10 protein-coding genes and 1 tRNA gene are annotated in these 15,343 nt (G+C 51.2%); 2 read left to right on the top strand and 9 right to left on the bottom strand.

Annotation, left to right across the window (positions count from 1 at the left end):
* Positions 1–40 precede the first annotated feature (40 nt).
* Positions 41–1,489, bottom strand: a complete 1,449-nt coding sequence (locus ACN0YR_RS13750; protein ID WP_417849809.1) for an NAD-dependent succinate-semialdehyde dehydrogenase — start codon at positions 1,487–1,489, stop codon at positions 41–43.
* 298 nt (positions 1,490–1,787) lie between these two features.
* On the opposite strand from ACN0YR_RS13750, the gene ACN0YR_RS13745 reads away from it, so the two are divergent.
* Positions 1,788–1,872: transfer RNA gene (locus ACN0YR_RS13745), tRNA-Leu, on the top strand.
* Between the two features lie 168 nt (positions 1,873–2,040).
* Here the strand turns inward: ACN0YR_RS13745 and ACN0YR_RS13740 are convergent.
* The 3 genes from ACN0YR_RS13740 to ACN0YR_RS13730 all read right to left on the bottom strand — a co-directional run bounded on the left by ACN0YR_RS13740 (position 2,041) and on the right by ACN0YR_RS13730 (position 5,072).
* Positions 2,041–3,009: a cell division protein FtsQ/DivIB gene (locus ACN0YR_RS13740; RefSeq protein ID WP_417849808.1), complete on the bottom strand. Its 969-nt coding sequence runs from the start codon at positions 3,007–3,009 to the stop codon at positions 2,041–2,043.
* Between the two features lie 261 nt (positions 3,010–3,270).
* The gene (locus ACN0YR_RS13735) at positions 3,271–4,221 is read right to left on the bottom strand and encodes a D-alanine--D-alanine ligase (protein ID WP_417849807.1); all 951 of its coding nucleotides are present in this window, start codon (positions 4,219–4,221) and stop codon (positions 3,271–3,273) included.
* Between the two features lie 59 nt (positions 4,222–4,280).
* The gene (locus ACN0YR_RS13730) at positions 4,281–5,072 is read right to left on the bottom strand and encodes a phosphoadenylyl-sulfate reductase (protein WP_417849806.1); all 792 of its coding nucleotides are present in this window, start codon (positions 5,070–5,072) and stop codon (positions 4,281–4,283) included.
* Between the two features lie 304 nt (positions 5,073–5,376).
* Between ACN0YR_RS13730 and ACN0YR_RS13725 the strand changes: the two genes are divergently transcribed.
* Positions 5,377–6,219, top strand: a complete 843-nt coding sequence (locus tag ACN0YR_RS13725; protein WP_417849805.1) for a ThuA domain-containing protein — start codon at positions 5,377–5,379, stop codon at positions 6,217–6,219.
* Between the two features lie 284 nt (positions 6,220–6,503).
* Here ACN0YR_RS13725 and ACN0YR_RS13720 read toward each other — a convergent pair whose 3' ends face one another.
* The 5 genes from ACN0YR_RS13720 to ACN0YR_RS13700 form a co-directional block, all read right to left on the bottom strand.
* Positions 6,504–7,607 (bottom strand): serine hydrolase domain-containing protein, encoded by a 1,104-nt coding sequence (locus ACN0YR_RS13720; protein ID WP_417849804.1) that lies wholly within the window; start codon positions 7,605–7,607, stop codon positions 6,504–6,506.
* A gap of 141 nt (positions 7,608–7,748) precedes the next feature.
* Positions 7,749–8,732 (bottom strand): WD40 repeat domain-containing protein, encoded by a 984-nt coding sequence (locus ACN0YR_RS13715; protein WP_417849803.1) that lies wholly within the window; start codon positions 8,730–8,732, stop codon positions 7,749–7,751.
* A gap of 8 nt (positions 8,733–8,740) precedes the next feature.
* Complete coding sequence (locus tag ACN0YR_RS13710; RefSeq protein ID WP_417849802.1) at positions 8,741–10,861, bottom strand: LamG-like jellyroll fold domain-containing protein; 2,121 nt, start codon at positions 10,859–10,861, stop codon at positions 8,741–8,743.
* A gap of 103 nt (positions 10,862–10,964) precedes the next feature.
* Positions 10,965–12,200 carry a DUF1501 domain-containing protein gene (locus ACN0YR_RS13705; RefSeq protein ID WP_417849801.1) on the bottom strand — a complete coding sequence of 412 codons (1,236 nt, stop codon included), beginning with the start codon at positions 12,198–12,200 and terminating at the stop codon, positions 10,965–10,967.
* A 167-nt stretch (positions 12,201–12,367) separates the two neighbouring features.
* On the bottom strand, positions 12,368–15,325 hold the full coding sequence (locus ACN0YR_RS13700; RefSeq protein ID WP_417849800.1) for a DUF1549 domain-containing protein: 2,958 nt from the start codon (positions 15,323–15,325) through the stop codon (positions 12,368–12,370).
* Positions 15,326–15,343: the final 18 nt, after the last annotated feature.

The raw sequence follows: 15,343 nt of genomic DNA, 5'->3' as shown, positions 1-15,343 counted from the left end.
CCCCACCGCTGAAAAAGTCCGGGGCGTTCAGCCGTCTCTCTTACGCAATCCAAACGGTCTTCGTGTTCACGAACTCCCGAATGCCAAAGACGCTCAGTTCACGCCCATAACCGGAATCCTTTACGCCACCAAAGGGGACTTTCGGGTCGGATTTTGTGAACTCGTTGATGAACACAGAGCCGGATTCAATTTGAGCGGCAATTTGCTCGGCGCGGGAAATGTCCTGAGACCAGATGCTCCCCCCTAATCCATACTTCGATGAGTTCGCAATACGGACTGCTTCATCCGCATTGGCAACGCTGGCAACTGAGGCAACAGGTCCGAATGTCTCTTCCTTCAGGCAAGTCATCTCGGTTGTCGCACCGGCGAGGACTGTCGGGGCATAGAAATGACCGGTGCGATCCAGCTTCTTCCCGCCGGTCATGAGTTGAGCTCCTTGCGAGATCGATTTCTTCACTTGTTGATCCAGATCCTCCACCAGGTCTTCCCGAGCCAACGGCCCCATCTTTGTCGACGCATCGAGTGGGTCCCCTACTTGAATCTCCCGCATTGCTTCTGTGAGTCTCTCAACAAACTCAGGATAGACTGACTGAACAACGAGAAATCTTTTAGCTGCGATGCAGCTTTGCCCGGCGTTCATCGTGCGAGACTGCACTGCTTTTGGAATCACTTTCTCCAGATCTGCATCCTCTAAAACGATGAACGGATCAGATCCTCCCAGTTCGAGGACCAGCTTCTTCAGATGTTTCCCAGCGACCTCCGCTACGGCGCTTCCTGCAGCTTCGCTACCCGTTAACGAAACCGCTCGGACGTTTCTGTTCTCGATCACACTTGCGACATCAGAAGAGGGAATGACCAGAGTTTGAAAAACATCTTCCGGGACTCCAGCACGGTGCAAAATCTTCTCAATTTCCAATGCACAGCCGGTGACATTACTGGCATGTTTCAACAGCCCGACATTCCCCGCTAGAAGTGTTGGAGCAGCGAACCTCAACACCTGCCAGAACGGAAAATTCCAAGGCATCACTGCCAGGACACATCCAAGTGGATCGAACCGCACATAACTTTTGCTGGCATCAGTTTCAACCTCTTCATTGGCCAGAAAACCTGGGCCATGTTCGGCGTAAAACTCACAACCAGTCGCACATTTTTCAACCTCCGCACGGGCCTCGCTGAGCGGCTTTCCCATCTCGATACTGATCATTCGAGCAGAGTCTTCCAACGAATTACGAATCTCTGCTGCGATTCGTCGTAACAATTCTGCCCGGTGCTCAATCGATGTTGATTTCCAGGTTTCGAATGCCGAAGCGGAGCGATCGATTCGAGAATCAAGCTCCGCTGCACTCAAGGTCGGGTATTCAGAAATCACTTCTTCGGTCGCTGGGTTTCGTGTGACAATCATGCGGATCTTTCCCCAATTCATCAGTTTTTCTGGAACACCGATCAACTCATCTCTAAGCAATGATGCTTCTTCTTCCGGCTTCATCATATCCACTCACTCACACCGGATCACCCCTCCAACGATTCAAAGCCGCACTTGAGAGTACCCAGTAGAAAGTGGCCCCGAGATTCAATCGGAGAGACTTTCCTCTCCAAAAGGAGTCATTCGGTTGTAATCGGGACTTTTTGAGGCGAGGGCAAGGTTGAGGAAAGATTTCGATGACTGCCCATGAGCTGATCGACTCAGCGAGTTCGGCATCAGAAGAGTTCCCAGATTGTCTCACACGAAATTTCGCACTCACAGTTGGGTTGTTGATGAGACCGATTTTCCATATAAACCACGCGAAGCGGTTGTGGCGGAACTGGCAGACGCGCAAGATTCAGGTTCTTGTGCCCGTTTAGGGCGTGGAGGTTCGAATCCTCTCAACCGCATTAGCGAAATGCTTTGATAATCCAGGTTTACGTTAAACGCCAGACACTTGAAGCGTCTGGCGTTTTTTGTGTTCAGCAGTCGAAACTGTGGCGTTGGCTGAAATTCGTGTTCTATTTCTGCTTCGAACGACCAGCAATTTGACTGGTAAAACATGCCCTGCACGACTGTTACCGATAGATCAGCCCGTCGAGCGGTTGCAGGGAGATGGCATCAAACAGTCGGATGTCGATGCGGTAGGGACCGTCCGGTTCGTCGAATTTTCCGAATCGGGACAGGTATTGTTCCATGCGACCGATTTTTTGCTCCACGGTTGGTTCCAGATCATCGGCTCCGGGAGGCTTGCCCCAGACGACTCGGCTTCCTCCACGGGTGGCGAGTTCAAAGGTCATGTCGTCGACAGACATCTGGCCTTCTTTCACATCGGGCGCGACAATGCTCGTCAGCTCGAAGCGGTTCCAGTATTTCTCCATATTCTGATTCGGAGTCAGGGCAGCAGCGATCTTCGCAGCAGATTCGACGATGCCTCCACCCCAGGGAGTCCCAGCTTTCCCAATCGGTTTTGTCAAAACGTTGGTAATGTGTGGAAGCTTGTCGATATCTTCAATTTTGAAATCAACAGCTGGCAACAAAACTCCTTCTGCATCGACCGGGAACAAACCTTCGTTTGTTTCGACAAATGCGACAGGTAATCGATATTTCAAACTGGCTCGGATCGATCGCTCATTGGTGAGTCGAACCGAGTTGACATGGTGCACCCAGGGATGTGCATGAAGCGCTTCGGCGACATCGCGACTTAGGTTGGGCTGAAGCAGAGAAATTCTTTCAGGGAACTCCGAATTGATGAGCACGGTGTCAATGAGCGTTCCGGGAACCCATTCATTAGGTTGGTTCACTTCAATTGCTTCCATCTCAAACTGATACTCTTCCAGTTGCGACAGATCCGGGAGGAGATGAGGAGCGTATGGGGCGAAGACGATTCCTGAAATGATAAAGGCAGTGATAATAAGTGGGGTCGGGCGAAAGAACCAGGAACGCACAGCGATCGCAACTGGCGATGGCTCTTTCTTCGGAGCTGCCTTTTTCTTGGGGGCTGGTTTGGCACCCTTCGTTTTTTTTGTCTTCGTTGCCGGAGGCATTGTGACGGACTGAAGTGAGAGAAAAATAGAATTTGAAATTTCAGGACTGGTCCGAAACCCTGCAGTCAGTTTCTCGATGACTGAGAAACAGCTTTATTGCACAAGTTTTCAAACCGGTTCTAAAGTTCACGCCATCGATGGTCGATGGGGGTCTCTCAAACCTACCACCTCCAGTGAAGCAGGCTGGAACTTCCGCACGAAAAGACGATTTTGCAATCGATTTCCAAGAAGGTTCAATCAGTCGTTGCTTTTGGGGTCCGGTTACCGTTCTTGACGGTTAGCGAAAGCAGAGAAAAGAATCTGTTCGCAGAGGTCGCTCATGCTCCAGCCGAGATGAGCTGCCGCTTTCGGGACGAGGCTGTGCTCGGTCATCCCGGGAATTGTATTCACCTCGAGTAACCAGGGGATGCCTTGGGCATCCACCATGAGGTCGACTCTGCAAACTCCCGAAGTTTGTAGGTGAAGGCAGGCGTTAAGACTCACATCTGTCACTGCCCGTGCGATCGGAGAATCGTCTGGACCGAGAACATGGTACTCGGTTTCATTGTCGAGATATTTTGCGGAGTAATCAAAGAATTGACGCTGAGAGCGAATTCGAATGGCTGGGAGTGCGATTTGGTCGAGAACCGGGACCGTCCATTCTTCTCCGAGAATTGCTCGTTCAATTAAAACTTGTTCGTCCAGTTCTCGGGCTGCCTCAAAAGCGCTCCAAACCTCGGAAAGATTCTCCAGAATCGTCACTCCCAGGCTCGAACCTTGTGCCTCAGGTTTGATCACAACTGGAGCTCCGATTTGCTGAGCTGCTGTGAGGACTTCGTTTCTGCTCGCATTCGAGCTTAGCAATCGCCAGTCAGGAGTTGGGAGTTGATGGTCTTCAAAAGTCTTCTTGGCGATCGCTTTGTGAAAGGCACGTTGTGAAGATCGTACATCGCTGCCAGAGTAGATGACGCCGAGTGATTCCAGTTCCGCCTGAACTTCCCCATCTTCTCCATAAGTTCCATGCAGCATGATGATGGCGACCGAATTCTCTTTCCAGTCAACTGCTTGAAGAGAAGTTGTCGCAGTATCAACGAGCGAAACATTGTAACCCGCTTCGCCTAAGCTGCGTCCGAACGCGGCTCCCGATTGCAGGCTGATCTCTCGTTCCGGTGAGTTTCCACCATACAGCACAAAAATCTCGGAAGTCGACTTCAGCATGGATTGACTACGCATCGCCTCGCCTCCGGTGATTCACCGTGGGGAAACTTCGATTGACGAGTTCAAAACATTCATCAAATCATGAAATCGGTTTTCTGGCCGAGAATCCTGTCGATCAAATCTTGCGGGAGGTCAATCGACAGCGAGTCTCCATCACTGACGTCAGTCGGGTTGATTCCACAGTATGCAGCTGCGGTTCCCAAGTGACGCCAACGCCCAGCACGTTTGACTTCATGCGGGAGGATCGGTGTTGTACACCGATTGCAGCCAATCGTCGCGAATCCTTGTTTGTGCAATGGATTGATGATGACGTCGTTCTCCTCCAGATAAGCAGCCATTTGCTCATCGGTAAAGTTTGCCATCGGATTAATTCGAACGACATTCATTTCGGTGTCGACCGCCAATAAGGGGCAAACGCCACGGCGACCACCATCGGCCCGACGCAAGCTGCCGATGAGGGCATCGTACTCGCCTTTGGTTTTCAGTAGAGGTTCAACTTTTCGCATGTGGCAGCATTGCTCCTGACCATCTACGGAAAGATAAAGGACCCCCAGCTTTTCTGTCTGTTCGGCCATCGTCAGTTCGGGATGTAGTGTCCGTACCTTGAGACCGTATTCACTGGACATTCGGTCGCGAGTTTCCAGTGTTTCCTGGTACATCACACCGGTGTCAACAAAAAGAACCGGGATGTCGAGTTTCAGCCGGGAGATCATGTGACACATCACGCTTCCGGATTTTTGCATCGCTGAGATGGCGCTGGCTCGTTCACCAAAAATTTCCTTCGCCCAGCGAAGGAGTTCATCGGGAGTCCGCTCTTCAAAGTTTTTGCTAAGTTGATTGAGCTGCTTTTGTGTCAAACGCGCCATGACGGGCCTGTTAGAGTCGAAATGAATACTGGATTACGATCAAAGAGCACCCTGCTGAAGAGGCGTTTGCATCGACCAGAAGCGGATGTGGTTCTACAACAACTGAAAGTGTAGCAGCGACAGGCAGGGTTCATCAAACCGAATGGTCTGCATTGATGCCGGTTCTCACTGACGCGACAAAAGCATCAGAGCTTCCTAATTTGTCCAGCGTGATCTGGCTTGAAGTGCGACCCGCCTGCTTCGAATTGTTACACTCATCAATCCGTGCTTGTTTAAAACTTTTCTACAAACATCGAGAATGACTATGAGAATTTTGACGCTCGCCCTTCTGCTGTCAATTGGTTTTTCAACATCCGGCTCCGCAGCTGAACCATTAAAAGGATTGATCATTACCGGCGGGTGCTGCCATGATTATGAGAACCAGAAGCGGATCATCGCTGAGGGGCTTAGTCAGCGAATGAACATCACCTGGGATTTTGTTCACGAAGGCGGAACAGGTCGTGACCACAAGATTTCGGTCTATTCAAAACCGGGTTGGGCTAAGAAGTATGACCTGATCGTTCACAACGAATGCTTTGGTGGCGTGACAGATCCTGAATTCGTCAAGTCGATCGCAGATGCTCACTTTGAAGGAGTTCCCGCAATCTTCATTCATTGTGCCCTGCACAGCTACCGCAACTCTGGTTCGGCGGATGCCTGGCGTGAGTTGATCGGTGTGACCAGTCGCAGCCACGAAGGAAAGCGTGCTTTAAACGTGGAGAAGCTCGAGGATCATCCGGTTATGACGGACTTCCCCAAAGAATGGAAAACCCCAAATGGCGAGTTGTACAAGATCGAAAAGGTCTGGTCGAATTGTATTCCTCTTGCCAAGGCTTACGGAGAAGACACAAAGAAAGATCATCCGGTAATTTGGTTGAATAAATTCGGGAAAGCCAATGTGTTCGGGACATCACTCGGGCATCACAACGAAACGATGAATAACGATGTTTGGCTGGGGCTTGTTTCTCGTGGAGCACTCTTTGTAACCGGCCATCTCGACGAGAACGGAAACCCTGAAAAGGGCTACGAAGGGACCGGAATCAAACCGATCGTGATCGGCGACCCCAAACCCAAAGCCGACCCCAAGTTTTCTGAAAAGAAAAAGTAATCTGCCGGTCAATTTGCACTGGACACTTTCGCCGGTGTGTTGCTGCCGCTCTTGCTTTGGATTTTCCGTTGAACAATAACTGAGTAGAACCAGTCCGAAAACCTCTGGAATCGTCGCTTTTCTCAACGTCTGAGAGAGCGATTTCAAGTTTCAGGACCAGTTCTAAAGCAAACCCAATATTGGCCTCTGAGTCTTGTCCTGTGCTCTTTGCCTTCAGTTACGAGGTGAGCATCTATGAAGTCATGAAGATGAGATTCACTGCTTCACTATCTGGCTGAGATGTTCTATGAATTTGCAGCCCGTGCGACTTGGTCAGAGGCAGTTTTTCTGGGGTGGGGAGTGATCGCTCGACCGGGGAGAGTTGTCAGGATGACGCAGGTCGTGCCTGTGGCGGGATCGGCCCAGCAGAGGGTTCCTGTGGATCCGGTATGTCCAAAAGTCTGTTCGCTGCACCCGGGGCCACCGCAGTGGCTGCCAAGATCAAAGCCGAGAGCACGTGGGCGAATTCCACGCGGGTTTTGATTCGTCGTCATGAGCTGCGCGGTTTTTGGCTTGAGGATTCTCCCGCTGGGCTGGAGAAGTTCATTGAGAAAGATCGCTACATCTGCAGCGGAACCATGTGCGGTTCCCCATGGTGCGCCGAGTTGTCTCCAGTACAAGCTGTTCCAGTCCCAAGACTTCGTCGAGGGAGCTCCTGAGCCCGATTCAGGAGCTGCATTTTCGACTTGGACCTTCATGACTGATTCAAGCTTGAATGCTCCCAAGCCAAGGGCTGAGTGCTTCATTTCAAGTGGTTGGTAAACGTTCTCTTCGACGATCCTGGCAATCGGTTTTCCAGTGAGACGCATCGCGACTTCTGTTGCGAGCAGGATCGCCATGCTTGAATAGCTGTACTTTGTGCCAGCTGGAAAGAGCAATGGTGTCTGGATGGCTGCGTCGACAAACTCTTTCAATTCCGCATGCTTCGAGCGAAACTGGGCGTTCTGTGGCAGCTGATCAGGCAGACCAGAAACATGCGTCATCAATTGCCGCATGGTGATGGTGTCTCGACCGTCTCCCTTGAACTCTGGAATGAATTTTTTGACAGGGTCGTTCAAATCGAACTGACCTTGATCATAAAGCTTCATCACTGCAGCGATTGAAATCGGCTTCGAAATGGATGCGAGCAGGAAGATGTCATCGGGCGATTTTGACGAACCAAATGTTCGCTGAAATTTTTCAGTCCCCTGTTGAACATGAAGCGATGCGGCGTCGATCAGTCCACTACGTGTCGCAGCCACAAGCGTCTCTTCTGCGGCACTGAGGTTTCCCTGTTTCAGGGCAGCGAGCAGTGGTGAGCTCAGCGTGGTCAGCAAGCTTGCCTGAAGGAAGGTTCTACGGTTGGTCATGCTGCTTGTCTTTGCAATTTGAAAAATGCTGAGATTGCATCTTGTTGTCGCTCTCTTTTTGATTTTGAGATTCCGGCCGCGCAAGGAACCTCATCTCTTCGACATCAATGATTTTGAAGAGATGAGTCTCTGCAGAACCCTTTATGCCTGTTTAGCATCCAGTTTGCAGATGCTCAGGTGATGATTGGCGTGAGCGGCAGCGAGGTATTGACCATCGGGAGAGAGCGCAAAGTCTCGGACATCGGAAGGTAATTTGAATTGACGGAACGTCTCCTTTTCGCCCGGTTTCCAGAAAAGCAGATAGCCACCGCTTCCCCCGGAGCTGCTTACAATCATCTTCTCTGGATGGACGGCAACGTTCCAGGCGACACCTTGGAGAGGGCCTTTGGAGAGATGTTCAATGACCTGCTCTCCCTTGGCGTAGTCGAAGATGACTACGCTGGGGTTCCCGATTCCTGCGAATGCATTGGAGACATTCGTGATTCCTGAGCAGATGAGTTGTGTTCCATCGGGGCTAAAGATCATCCCGCGAAAGCCACCGATCTGGGCATGAAATCCCTTGTCGTACTTGGTGAGTGTTTCCGCTTTCCAGACTCGTTTTTTTTCGCCAGTTGTCAAATCCCAATCGAAAATGTTCCCGTACAAGTCGCCGGTGACGAGAGTTTTTCCGTTTGGGTGAAAGGCCACGTTGTAAATATACGATTCGTGGCCTTTCAATTCGCGAACAAGTTTTCCGTCCGCAAGGTTCCAGAGTTTGACGATCAGGTCATTTCCGACAGAGGCCAGAGTGGTCCCATCGGGACTGACTGACAATGAGCGAATCCAGCCTTCGTGTGCGTCGAGAGTCCGTGTTGCGACTGGTTTTTCTGCCAGAGCATCCCACCAGATCAGGCGGCCATCGTAGCTGCCTGTGATGAGAGTTTTGCCTGCATCGACCAGAAGTAACGTTCTTGTCCAAGCATCAGTGTCGAGTTCGACTTTCGTACCATCGTCAACTTTGAATCGCCAGACTTTGTAGTCTTCACAGCCGACGAAAACATGAGCTCCGTCCAGTGCGTAACAGCAGGAGAGGAGCGGTCGGTCCGCTTTGTAGTCTTTTTCGATATGCGTCTTGGTGACATCCATAGTCAGTCTCACTTCACAGAAAGGGATTGAATTTCTGCCGGTGTCAGAGCTCTGTTGAATAGAGCAACCTCATCCACGCGACCTTCCCAGTTCGATTCGTTATCACAGCGTCCCCCAATGAAAAACTGATCAATGGAGAGTCCTGCATCCTTGGACTTCATGTCGATTTCCGGAGTCGAGTTTCCATTCAAGTAAACTTGAAATTGCCCATCCTTGCTGGTCATGACAATGTGATTCCAGGTCCATCGCTCAACTTGTGATTTGCCTGCAACCGTTTTTCCGTTGACTGAAAGCAGCAACTGTCCAGGGTGATTATCGACTCCACCGATTCCCAGATGTTCGCCGAGACTGGCAGGTGTGAAACTGCGGCCGTGTGAGAACATCCAGCCGGTTACTTCACGAGCATCAGTCGGCATTCCATTCCAGATCCACATCGAGACGGTGTAATCACCATCGATTTTGTCCAGCTTCGAAACCATTCGGCCGCCAGCAAAGTGTGCTGTGCGGTTGAGTTCACCCGGTTTGCAAAAAGCGTCGGAGTGTGGACCGTCGAGGAAATAGACAACCCCGGCTTCGTATGTACCGTGATGTTCGTTCGAAGAAATGTCCTCAGCGATCGGGCCAGCCATTTCCGCCATGCGCCAGTAGGCTTCTGGCTTAAGGTCCAGGATTTTTTGAGCAGAAGGTCCGTTGGCTTGTTTGTAGGCCTTTGCAGGTTTTCCAGCAACTTGTTCAAGCAGATGCAGTCCGGCAGCTGCGATTTTTGGTTCAGCTTGAATTTCCAAACCAGCTGAACGGGCAGCCCAGGTATTGTAGCCTCCCAGGTGATGTTGCTCAGGCGGCGGAATGTAGCCATCCCCTCCGTTCGCAAGTTCAATCACCATCGTCTGCTTGAATGGTGAGTTCAGTTTGAGTTTCAATCCGGTTAAGGCGTATGTTTCATTTGGAGTTGTGGCGATTCCAATGTCGCCAATTCGAACACCCTGAACGACAATCTCTGTCGATTGCAGCTTGTTCAGAATAACCTGCTCTCGGGCGTAAACTTCCTGAAGTGTTTTGGGGAGTTGGTCTCCAAGTTCGTCAACAATGGCCTGGGCCCATTGCAGTCGCTGCGCGTCGGGGACTCGGTAGTTGAGTTCCATGCGGGCTTCTGCCATCGCGATGTCGGCGTCTTTGTATTCAATCTTTTTATAAGCCTTTAACGCGATGTCGAGAAGACCCTCTGTGAAGGATTCGATAGTGAAATCATCGGCGTCGGGATCGAACGTTTTGTAATCCCGTCGCCAGATGTCTCCACTGCATCCGTGCGACATCAGACCTACAAACGGCGGGTGGTCGTCAGAGTCTTTCGGGGCGAGGCGTTCTTTCAAGCCATTAGCGAAGCGTCCGAAGTAATCGGCACTCAGGTCGCGGTCTCCAAAGTAGTGCATTGAGAAGTTTGCAATGAGAGCGATCGGACGACCATCGGGAGATTGAAACGAGATGAGCGAAAGATCAGGATCTTCAGGTCCCGACTCGCCGGTCACATCATCATGATTTCGTCCTGCGTGCATGTTGGCACGGACTGTTGGGTTTCCAAATGGATCTTCCGCAAGCCGATCTGGTCTGCGAATCCAGCGACGCAGTGCCGTATACTCAGGTGCGTGACCAAGGCCCCAACCGACTCGCGCCGGTTCGAGATTTTTCTCGGCAGCGACAAAACTTTCCACCATTTTCTCTTTCAGAAAAGGAATGTAGTTTTCGTCGGCATTTGTTCCGAGTGCTCCCATGGATGAGGGAGCCGAGTGAGCATGTGTTGCGGAAATCAGGATGCGATCCACCTTCAGAGATGTCTTCATCGCGGTGAGAGCTTTGATGTCATCGAGGAGTGGACGCGGCAGCATGCAGCTATCGACAACACTAATCGCGATTCTTTCTTTTCCATCGTCAATCACAATTGTACGAGCATTAACTGGCGTGTTGACTTTCTCAATACTTCTTGAAGTCATGCCTCCGTTGACAATCACCGGGAACTTCAGTGGAGTGATGTCGGTCACTACGGCTCCGACACGCAGCTCAGCCTGAGCTGTCGTTGAGAGTGTCGTGATCAATACGCCAACGCTGAGTACGTGACTCCAAAAACGGGACATGTGCAAGTTTCTCCAATGGTGTCTATTTTGAGTGCAAAAATATTGTTGGACACTTCATGTGTCCGGTCATGTGTCCGGCAAATACTGGAAGGCCATTCTTGGACTAAGAAATCAGCTCACTGATCGCACTGCGTGAAGGGTCAGCGAGAGGGATCTCCCGACCGGCGATGTTGAAGTGTGAGGTCGATTCCAGTCCAACGGCGGACAGGTATGTGTGAAACAGGTGACCATGATCAACCTCGCGGTCAATCACTTGGGTTCCATTTTCATTTGTTTTTCCGATGACGGCACCTGGCTGAACTTTTGCTCCACCGAGACAAATTGACCAGGCAGTTCCCCAGTGATCACGACCGTAGCGGGCATTGATGCGTGGGGTTCGACCAAATTCGGACATGACAACAACGAGAGTTGACTTCATCAGACCACGTTCGTGCAGGTCGCCAATGAGCGTCGAGAACGGTTTGTCGAACTCACCCATTTGTTCCAGGTGGAAGTTGAAGTTTTCGTTGTGGGTATCGTAGTTGGTGTGTGAAATCTGGACGAAGGGAACGTCGTTTTCTAACAGTCTTCGAGCGATTAAGCACTGGCGACCGAAGTCAGCTTTCGTGCCGTAGCGTTCGTGCTCTTTGGCCGGTTCAAGATTCACATCGAAGACGTCTCGTTTCTCCATCAGCTGTAATGCCTGCTCGTACGTTTGCGTGTACGCATCCGTCTCGGCTGTCCGGCGGGTCGACATAAATCGTGAATTGGCACGACGGCGAAGGTCTTGTCGCGACTGATCGATTTCAGCGGTCAGTGATGCGACTCTGGCAGAATTCGGTGGCGGGGCTCCATTGACGCCAATGCTGCTGTATCGTGGTCCGAGATACGCAGAGTCATTTCCGCGTCCGCCAGCTTGAACACGAATGAACCCGGGTAAGCCGGAGTTTGGACGCTCGAGACCTTTGGCAAGCACAGCGCCCAAGTGAGGGTTGTCAATTCCTGGCATTTGGTTGCGGCCATGAAGCATCTGGTAGCTACCTTTTCCGTGATCGCCATTTTTGGTGTTGATACTCCGGATTAAGGAGAGCTTATCCATGTGTTGAGCGGTATGCGGCAGCAACTCTGAGATGTGAATTCCCGGAACAGCTGTCGGAATTGCGCGGAATGGTCCGCCGGTGTCGGTCTTGGGTTTGGGATCCCAGGTTTCGAGTTGGCTGACACCTCCAGAGAGGAAGACAGTGAGCACACGCATTTGATTGGCCCGCAAGTGCTCGGCAGCTTCTCCGTGTGTGAAGGTCCCCAGTCCACCGACGACAAAGCCACCAGTGAGCGTTCCCAGGAACTGCCTTCGGGCCATCTGATGGTCATCTGATCCGCAAGAATAATTGCATTTCATAGTAATTCGCTCTAACAAATTCTGAACCAGGGAACGTCATTCAGGTGAATGACAACAATTCCAGAAGTCTTGTTGGTTTTTCTCAGTTCATTTGCCGTGAATGACTCGCACGACGGTCTCAAACGTAATCAATACTGAAATCGAAACTCAGCCGAAGTAATCAGTGCCCAGGCGAGTTCCTGAACCGCTGCCGGCTTGGCGTCAGTTCGTGCGTTTAAATAGTCCGTCACATCTTTGATCTCAAGCTCCGTCGGAGGTCGACAGAAGACCGAGAGGTAAAGCTCTTGTGCTAATGATTTCGGGTCTTCATTTTTAATAAGTCGGTCTGTCAAGTTCCCACCTGATGGGGCCAGCCACGCACTCAACTCATTTCCGTTTGCAAAGAACAGTGCCTGTTCTGCTGTTGCGAAGAAATCATTCTGAGGCTGACCTGCAGTTGCTCCAAAGAGTTTGACAAACGTGGCGACGTTTTTGCTGAGCGTAGCGTAGGTGGCTGTATCAATTTCCGCTTCGCGAGCGGCGACCTTGGCAGGATCTTTCAGGTCGGCCTCAGTAAGTGGTGTTGCCTTGTTGAGCTTCGCAGCCTCAGCGACGCGGACTCGGTCACGCTGACCGGTCGCAACAAGAACGCTCCAACCTAGTTGTTCTGGAGTCAGTTGGCTCAGCCCGGAAGCATTCATTCGTTTCGATGACTGGGTCACAATTTTCCCTTCCATCGCTTCCAGTGATGCCTGACTTTTCTGCAACTCCGATTCTTTGCTGGCAAGTTCAGCTTCCAGCTTCTTCACGAGTTGCTGCTGAGCTTTCAATGCATCGTCCGCAACCTTGAGTTCGGTGGTTGCTGTCGCCACTGTTGCCGTTTTCGCAGTGAGGTCGTTCTTTTGTTGTGCGACTTGAGCTTGCATGCTTTTCACAGCCGCTTCAGTCGTTGTGAGTGAAGTTTGGATTTCTGTTTTTGCCGCGGCTAACGGGTTTTCGCCCTCCAGGTTCTTGGCTGCTTCCACCAATTTATTGAGGGAATCTTTGAGCAAAGCCTCTGTTGCCTGATGCTTCTGCAGTACCGTTTCGCTTTCCTGAACCACTTTCTGAGCTGCTGCAGTCGCCTGTTGAGCGGCTGTCATCGCAGACGTCTTCTCTAACAGGGCTTTTTCTAAAGTCGGCATCTGCGCTGTGTTCGATTGTAAAGCCGTCTTTGCAATCGGGATTTCCTTCTGGAGTGCAGCGATCTTTTGCTGCAACTCGCCATACTCAATGAGTGATTTTAACTCGTTTGCTTTATTGGTCGCCAAGGCTGCTGCTTCACGATGATCGGCAGCGACTTTTCTTGTCGCGATCTGTTCGGTTCGTAACGTTCGAACTTTCTCTTCGATCGGAACAGCCGCAGCGACGGCAGCATCTGATGCGACGTGTGTAGCTTTCAATGCTTCTTCCGCTGTCGTTAATGCAGCAACGGCAGCCGCTTCCGCAGCTTTAAGCTTCTCCACTTCCGCAGCCATCGCGGTTTCTTTGTTTTGCACTACGGTCACTGTGGCAGCCAGTTCTTTGTCTTCCTTGAGTGCTTCGGAAGCAATTTTTACTCGTTGGTGAGCGTTGACGAGAAGTTGATGGAGACGGACCTTTTCGGCAGTCGCTTTCTTTGCGGGGTCGACTTTCGCGATCGCGGCATCTCGGACTTTCATCGCGCCTTCGATAGCCTTGTGCGTTTTTTCAATCTCCGCTTGAAACGGCTTCATTTCAGCGAAGGCTGCGTCCAGTTTTTGCGTGGCAGTTTCGACAAGTTCATCAGCCTTGTAAGACTTGTCGAACTCTTCTTCTGCTTTGGCTTCCAAGGCAGCAACTTGCTTGCGAGTCTCTTCGAGCGACGCTGCGGAAACCTGTAGTCGAGAGGAACGTTGATAGACTTCGCTGAGTGCAATCTCTCTCAGATAAGATTTCACATCGTACTTTCTCGCCACAAAATCTTCAGAGATCAAGTTGAGAAGTTCAGGATGTGAAGGTGGATTCCCAGAGTGATGCAAGTCAACCGGATGGACGAGACCGCGACCGAGCATGTGCGCCCATAATCGATTGGCAATATTTCGATTGAACGCTGCCGAGGGTTGAGCGGTTGTCATCTCTGCGAGTTTCTCAAACCGGCTTTCTTTCGGAATCGGGCGGACGTTCTTCGCTGGTGCAACTTGATAACGCTCGCCCGGTTTCAGTGAGACCTCAACGAGTTCTTCACCACCAAGAACTCGCGGACCTGTCATACTGGCTCGAGATGTGAAGACCGATTCGAATGAAGCCTCGCCGACTGCATTCTCGGCAATGACGGCAGGTTTCTTCTTGTCCGGCTGAAACAGACTTGCGCGGACAATGAACGCCTGCAAACCGTAATAGTCTTCCTGGTGATAGTCGTCGATATTCGGATGGTTGTGACACTGTGCACACTGCAAGTCGACGCCAAAGAAAACGCGACCGATTTCCCGAGTCAATAAATCGGGAGCGACATCCCGTTCAAGATAAAACGCTGCTGCCGGACGATTCTTCTCGGCAGTTCCATCGGCAGCGAGAATCTCTTTCGACAACTGTAAGTACGATTTGTTTTGTTGAAATGATTCTTCAAGATACTGCCTGAATTCATCTGGTTTAACATGCTTCCCGCCACGTCGTTCCATCAGCATTAAATCGAACGTCACTGCCATATGCCGATTGAAGTCGGGACGAGCGAGTAACTCATCAACCAGGAGTTGACGTTTCTCTGGCGCGCTGTTCGAAAGAAATGCTTTCAACTCCTCAACCGTGGGGATTCTCCCGATCAGGTCGAGATACACACGACGAGCAAATGTCGAGTCCTCTGCAACTTCCGCGACTGGACCAAACTGAGACTGCTTCAACAGCGCATCGATTCGAGAATGCAGCGCTGGGGGCGATTCAGGAGCCTTAGTGGCAGTTGCAGGTTCTGGAAGTTTGGCCTCAGGACTCGGTGCTTGGGCCTGAGGCTCGGTAGCTGGTTCTTGAGAGAGAACCTCGCCGCATGTTTGTGAGACAATCACAAACGTTAGAGCAGAAAATAGAAAGCTGCATCGTGCAAGTTGGTGAAACATCTGGCAGGCCAGTTTTCT

Origin of the sequence: Thalassoglobus sp. (assembly GCF_048270125.1) — a bacterium.
Taxonomy (GTDB): Bacteria; Planctomycetota; Planctomycetia; order Planctomycetales; family Planctomycetaceae; genus Thalassoglobus.
The sequence above is the reverse complement of the archived record's forward strand: the minus strand, read 5'-3'. Positions and strand labels throughout refer to the sequence as shown.

Coding starts and splice junctions, on each gene's coding strand:
- ACN0YR_RS13715 (WP_417849803.1), bottom strand. CDS start 8,732: ATGGATGTCACCAAGACGCATATCGAAAAAGACTACAAAGCGGACCGA.
- ACN0YR_RS13700 (WP_417849800.1), bottom strand. CDS start 15,325: ATGTTTCACCAACTTGCACGATGCAGCTTTCTATTTTCTGCTCTAACG.
- ACN0YR_RS13750 (WP_417849809.1), bottom strand. CDS start 1,489: ATGATGAAGCCGGAAGAAGAAGCATCATTGCTTAGAGATGAGTTGATC.
- ACN0YR_RS13725 (WP_417849805.1), top strand. CDS start 5,377: ATGAGAATTTTGACGCTCGCCCTTCTGCTGTCAATTGGTTTTTCAACA.
- ACN0YR_RS13720 (WP_417849804.1), bottom strand. CDS start 7,607: ATGACCAACCGTAGAACCTTCCTTCAGGCAAGCTTGCTGACCACGCTG.
- ACN0YR_RS13710 (WP_417849802.1), bottom strand. CDS start 10,861: ATGTCCCGTTTTTGGAGTCACGTACTCAGCGTTGGCGTATTGATCACG.
- ACN0YR_RS13735 (WP_417849807.1), bottom strand. CDS start 4,221: ATGCGTAGTCAATCCATGCTGAAGTCGACTTCCGAGATTTTTGTGCTG.
- ACN0YR_RS13730 (WP_417849806.1), bottom strand. CDS start 5,072: ATGGCGCGTTTGACACAAAAGCAGCTCAATCAACTTAGCAAAAACTTT.
- ACN0YR_RS13740 (WP_417849808.1), bottom strand. CDS start 3,009: ATGCCTCCGGCAACGAAGACAAAAAAAACGAAGGGTGCCAAACCAGCC.
- ACN0YR_RS13705 (WP_417849801.1), bottom strand. CDS start 12,200: ATGGCCCGAAGGCAGTTCCTGGGAACGCTCACTGGTGGCTTTGTCGTC.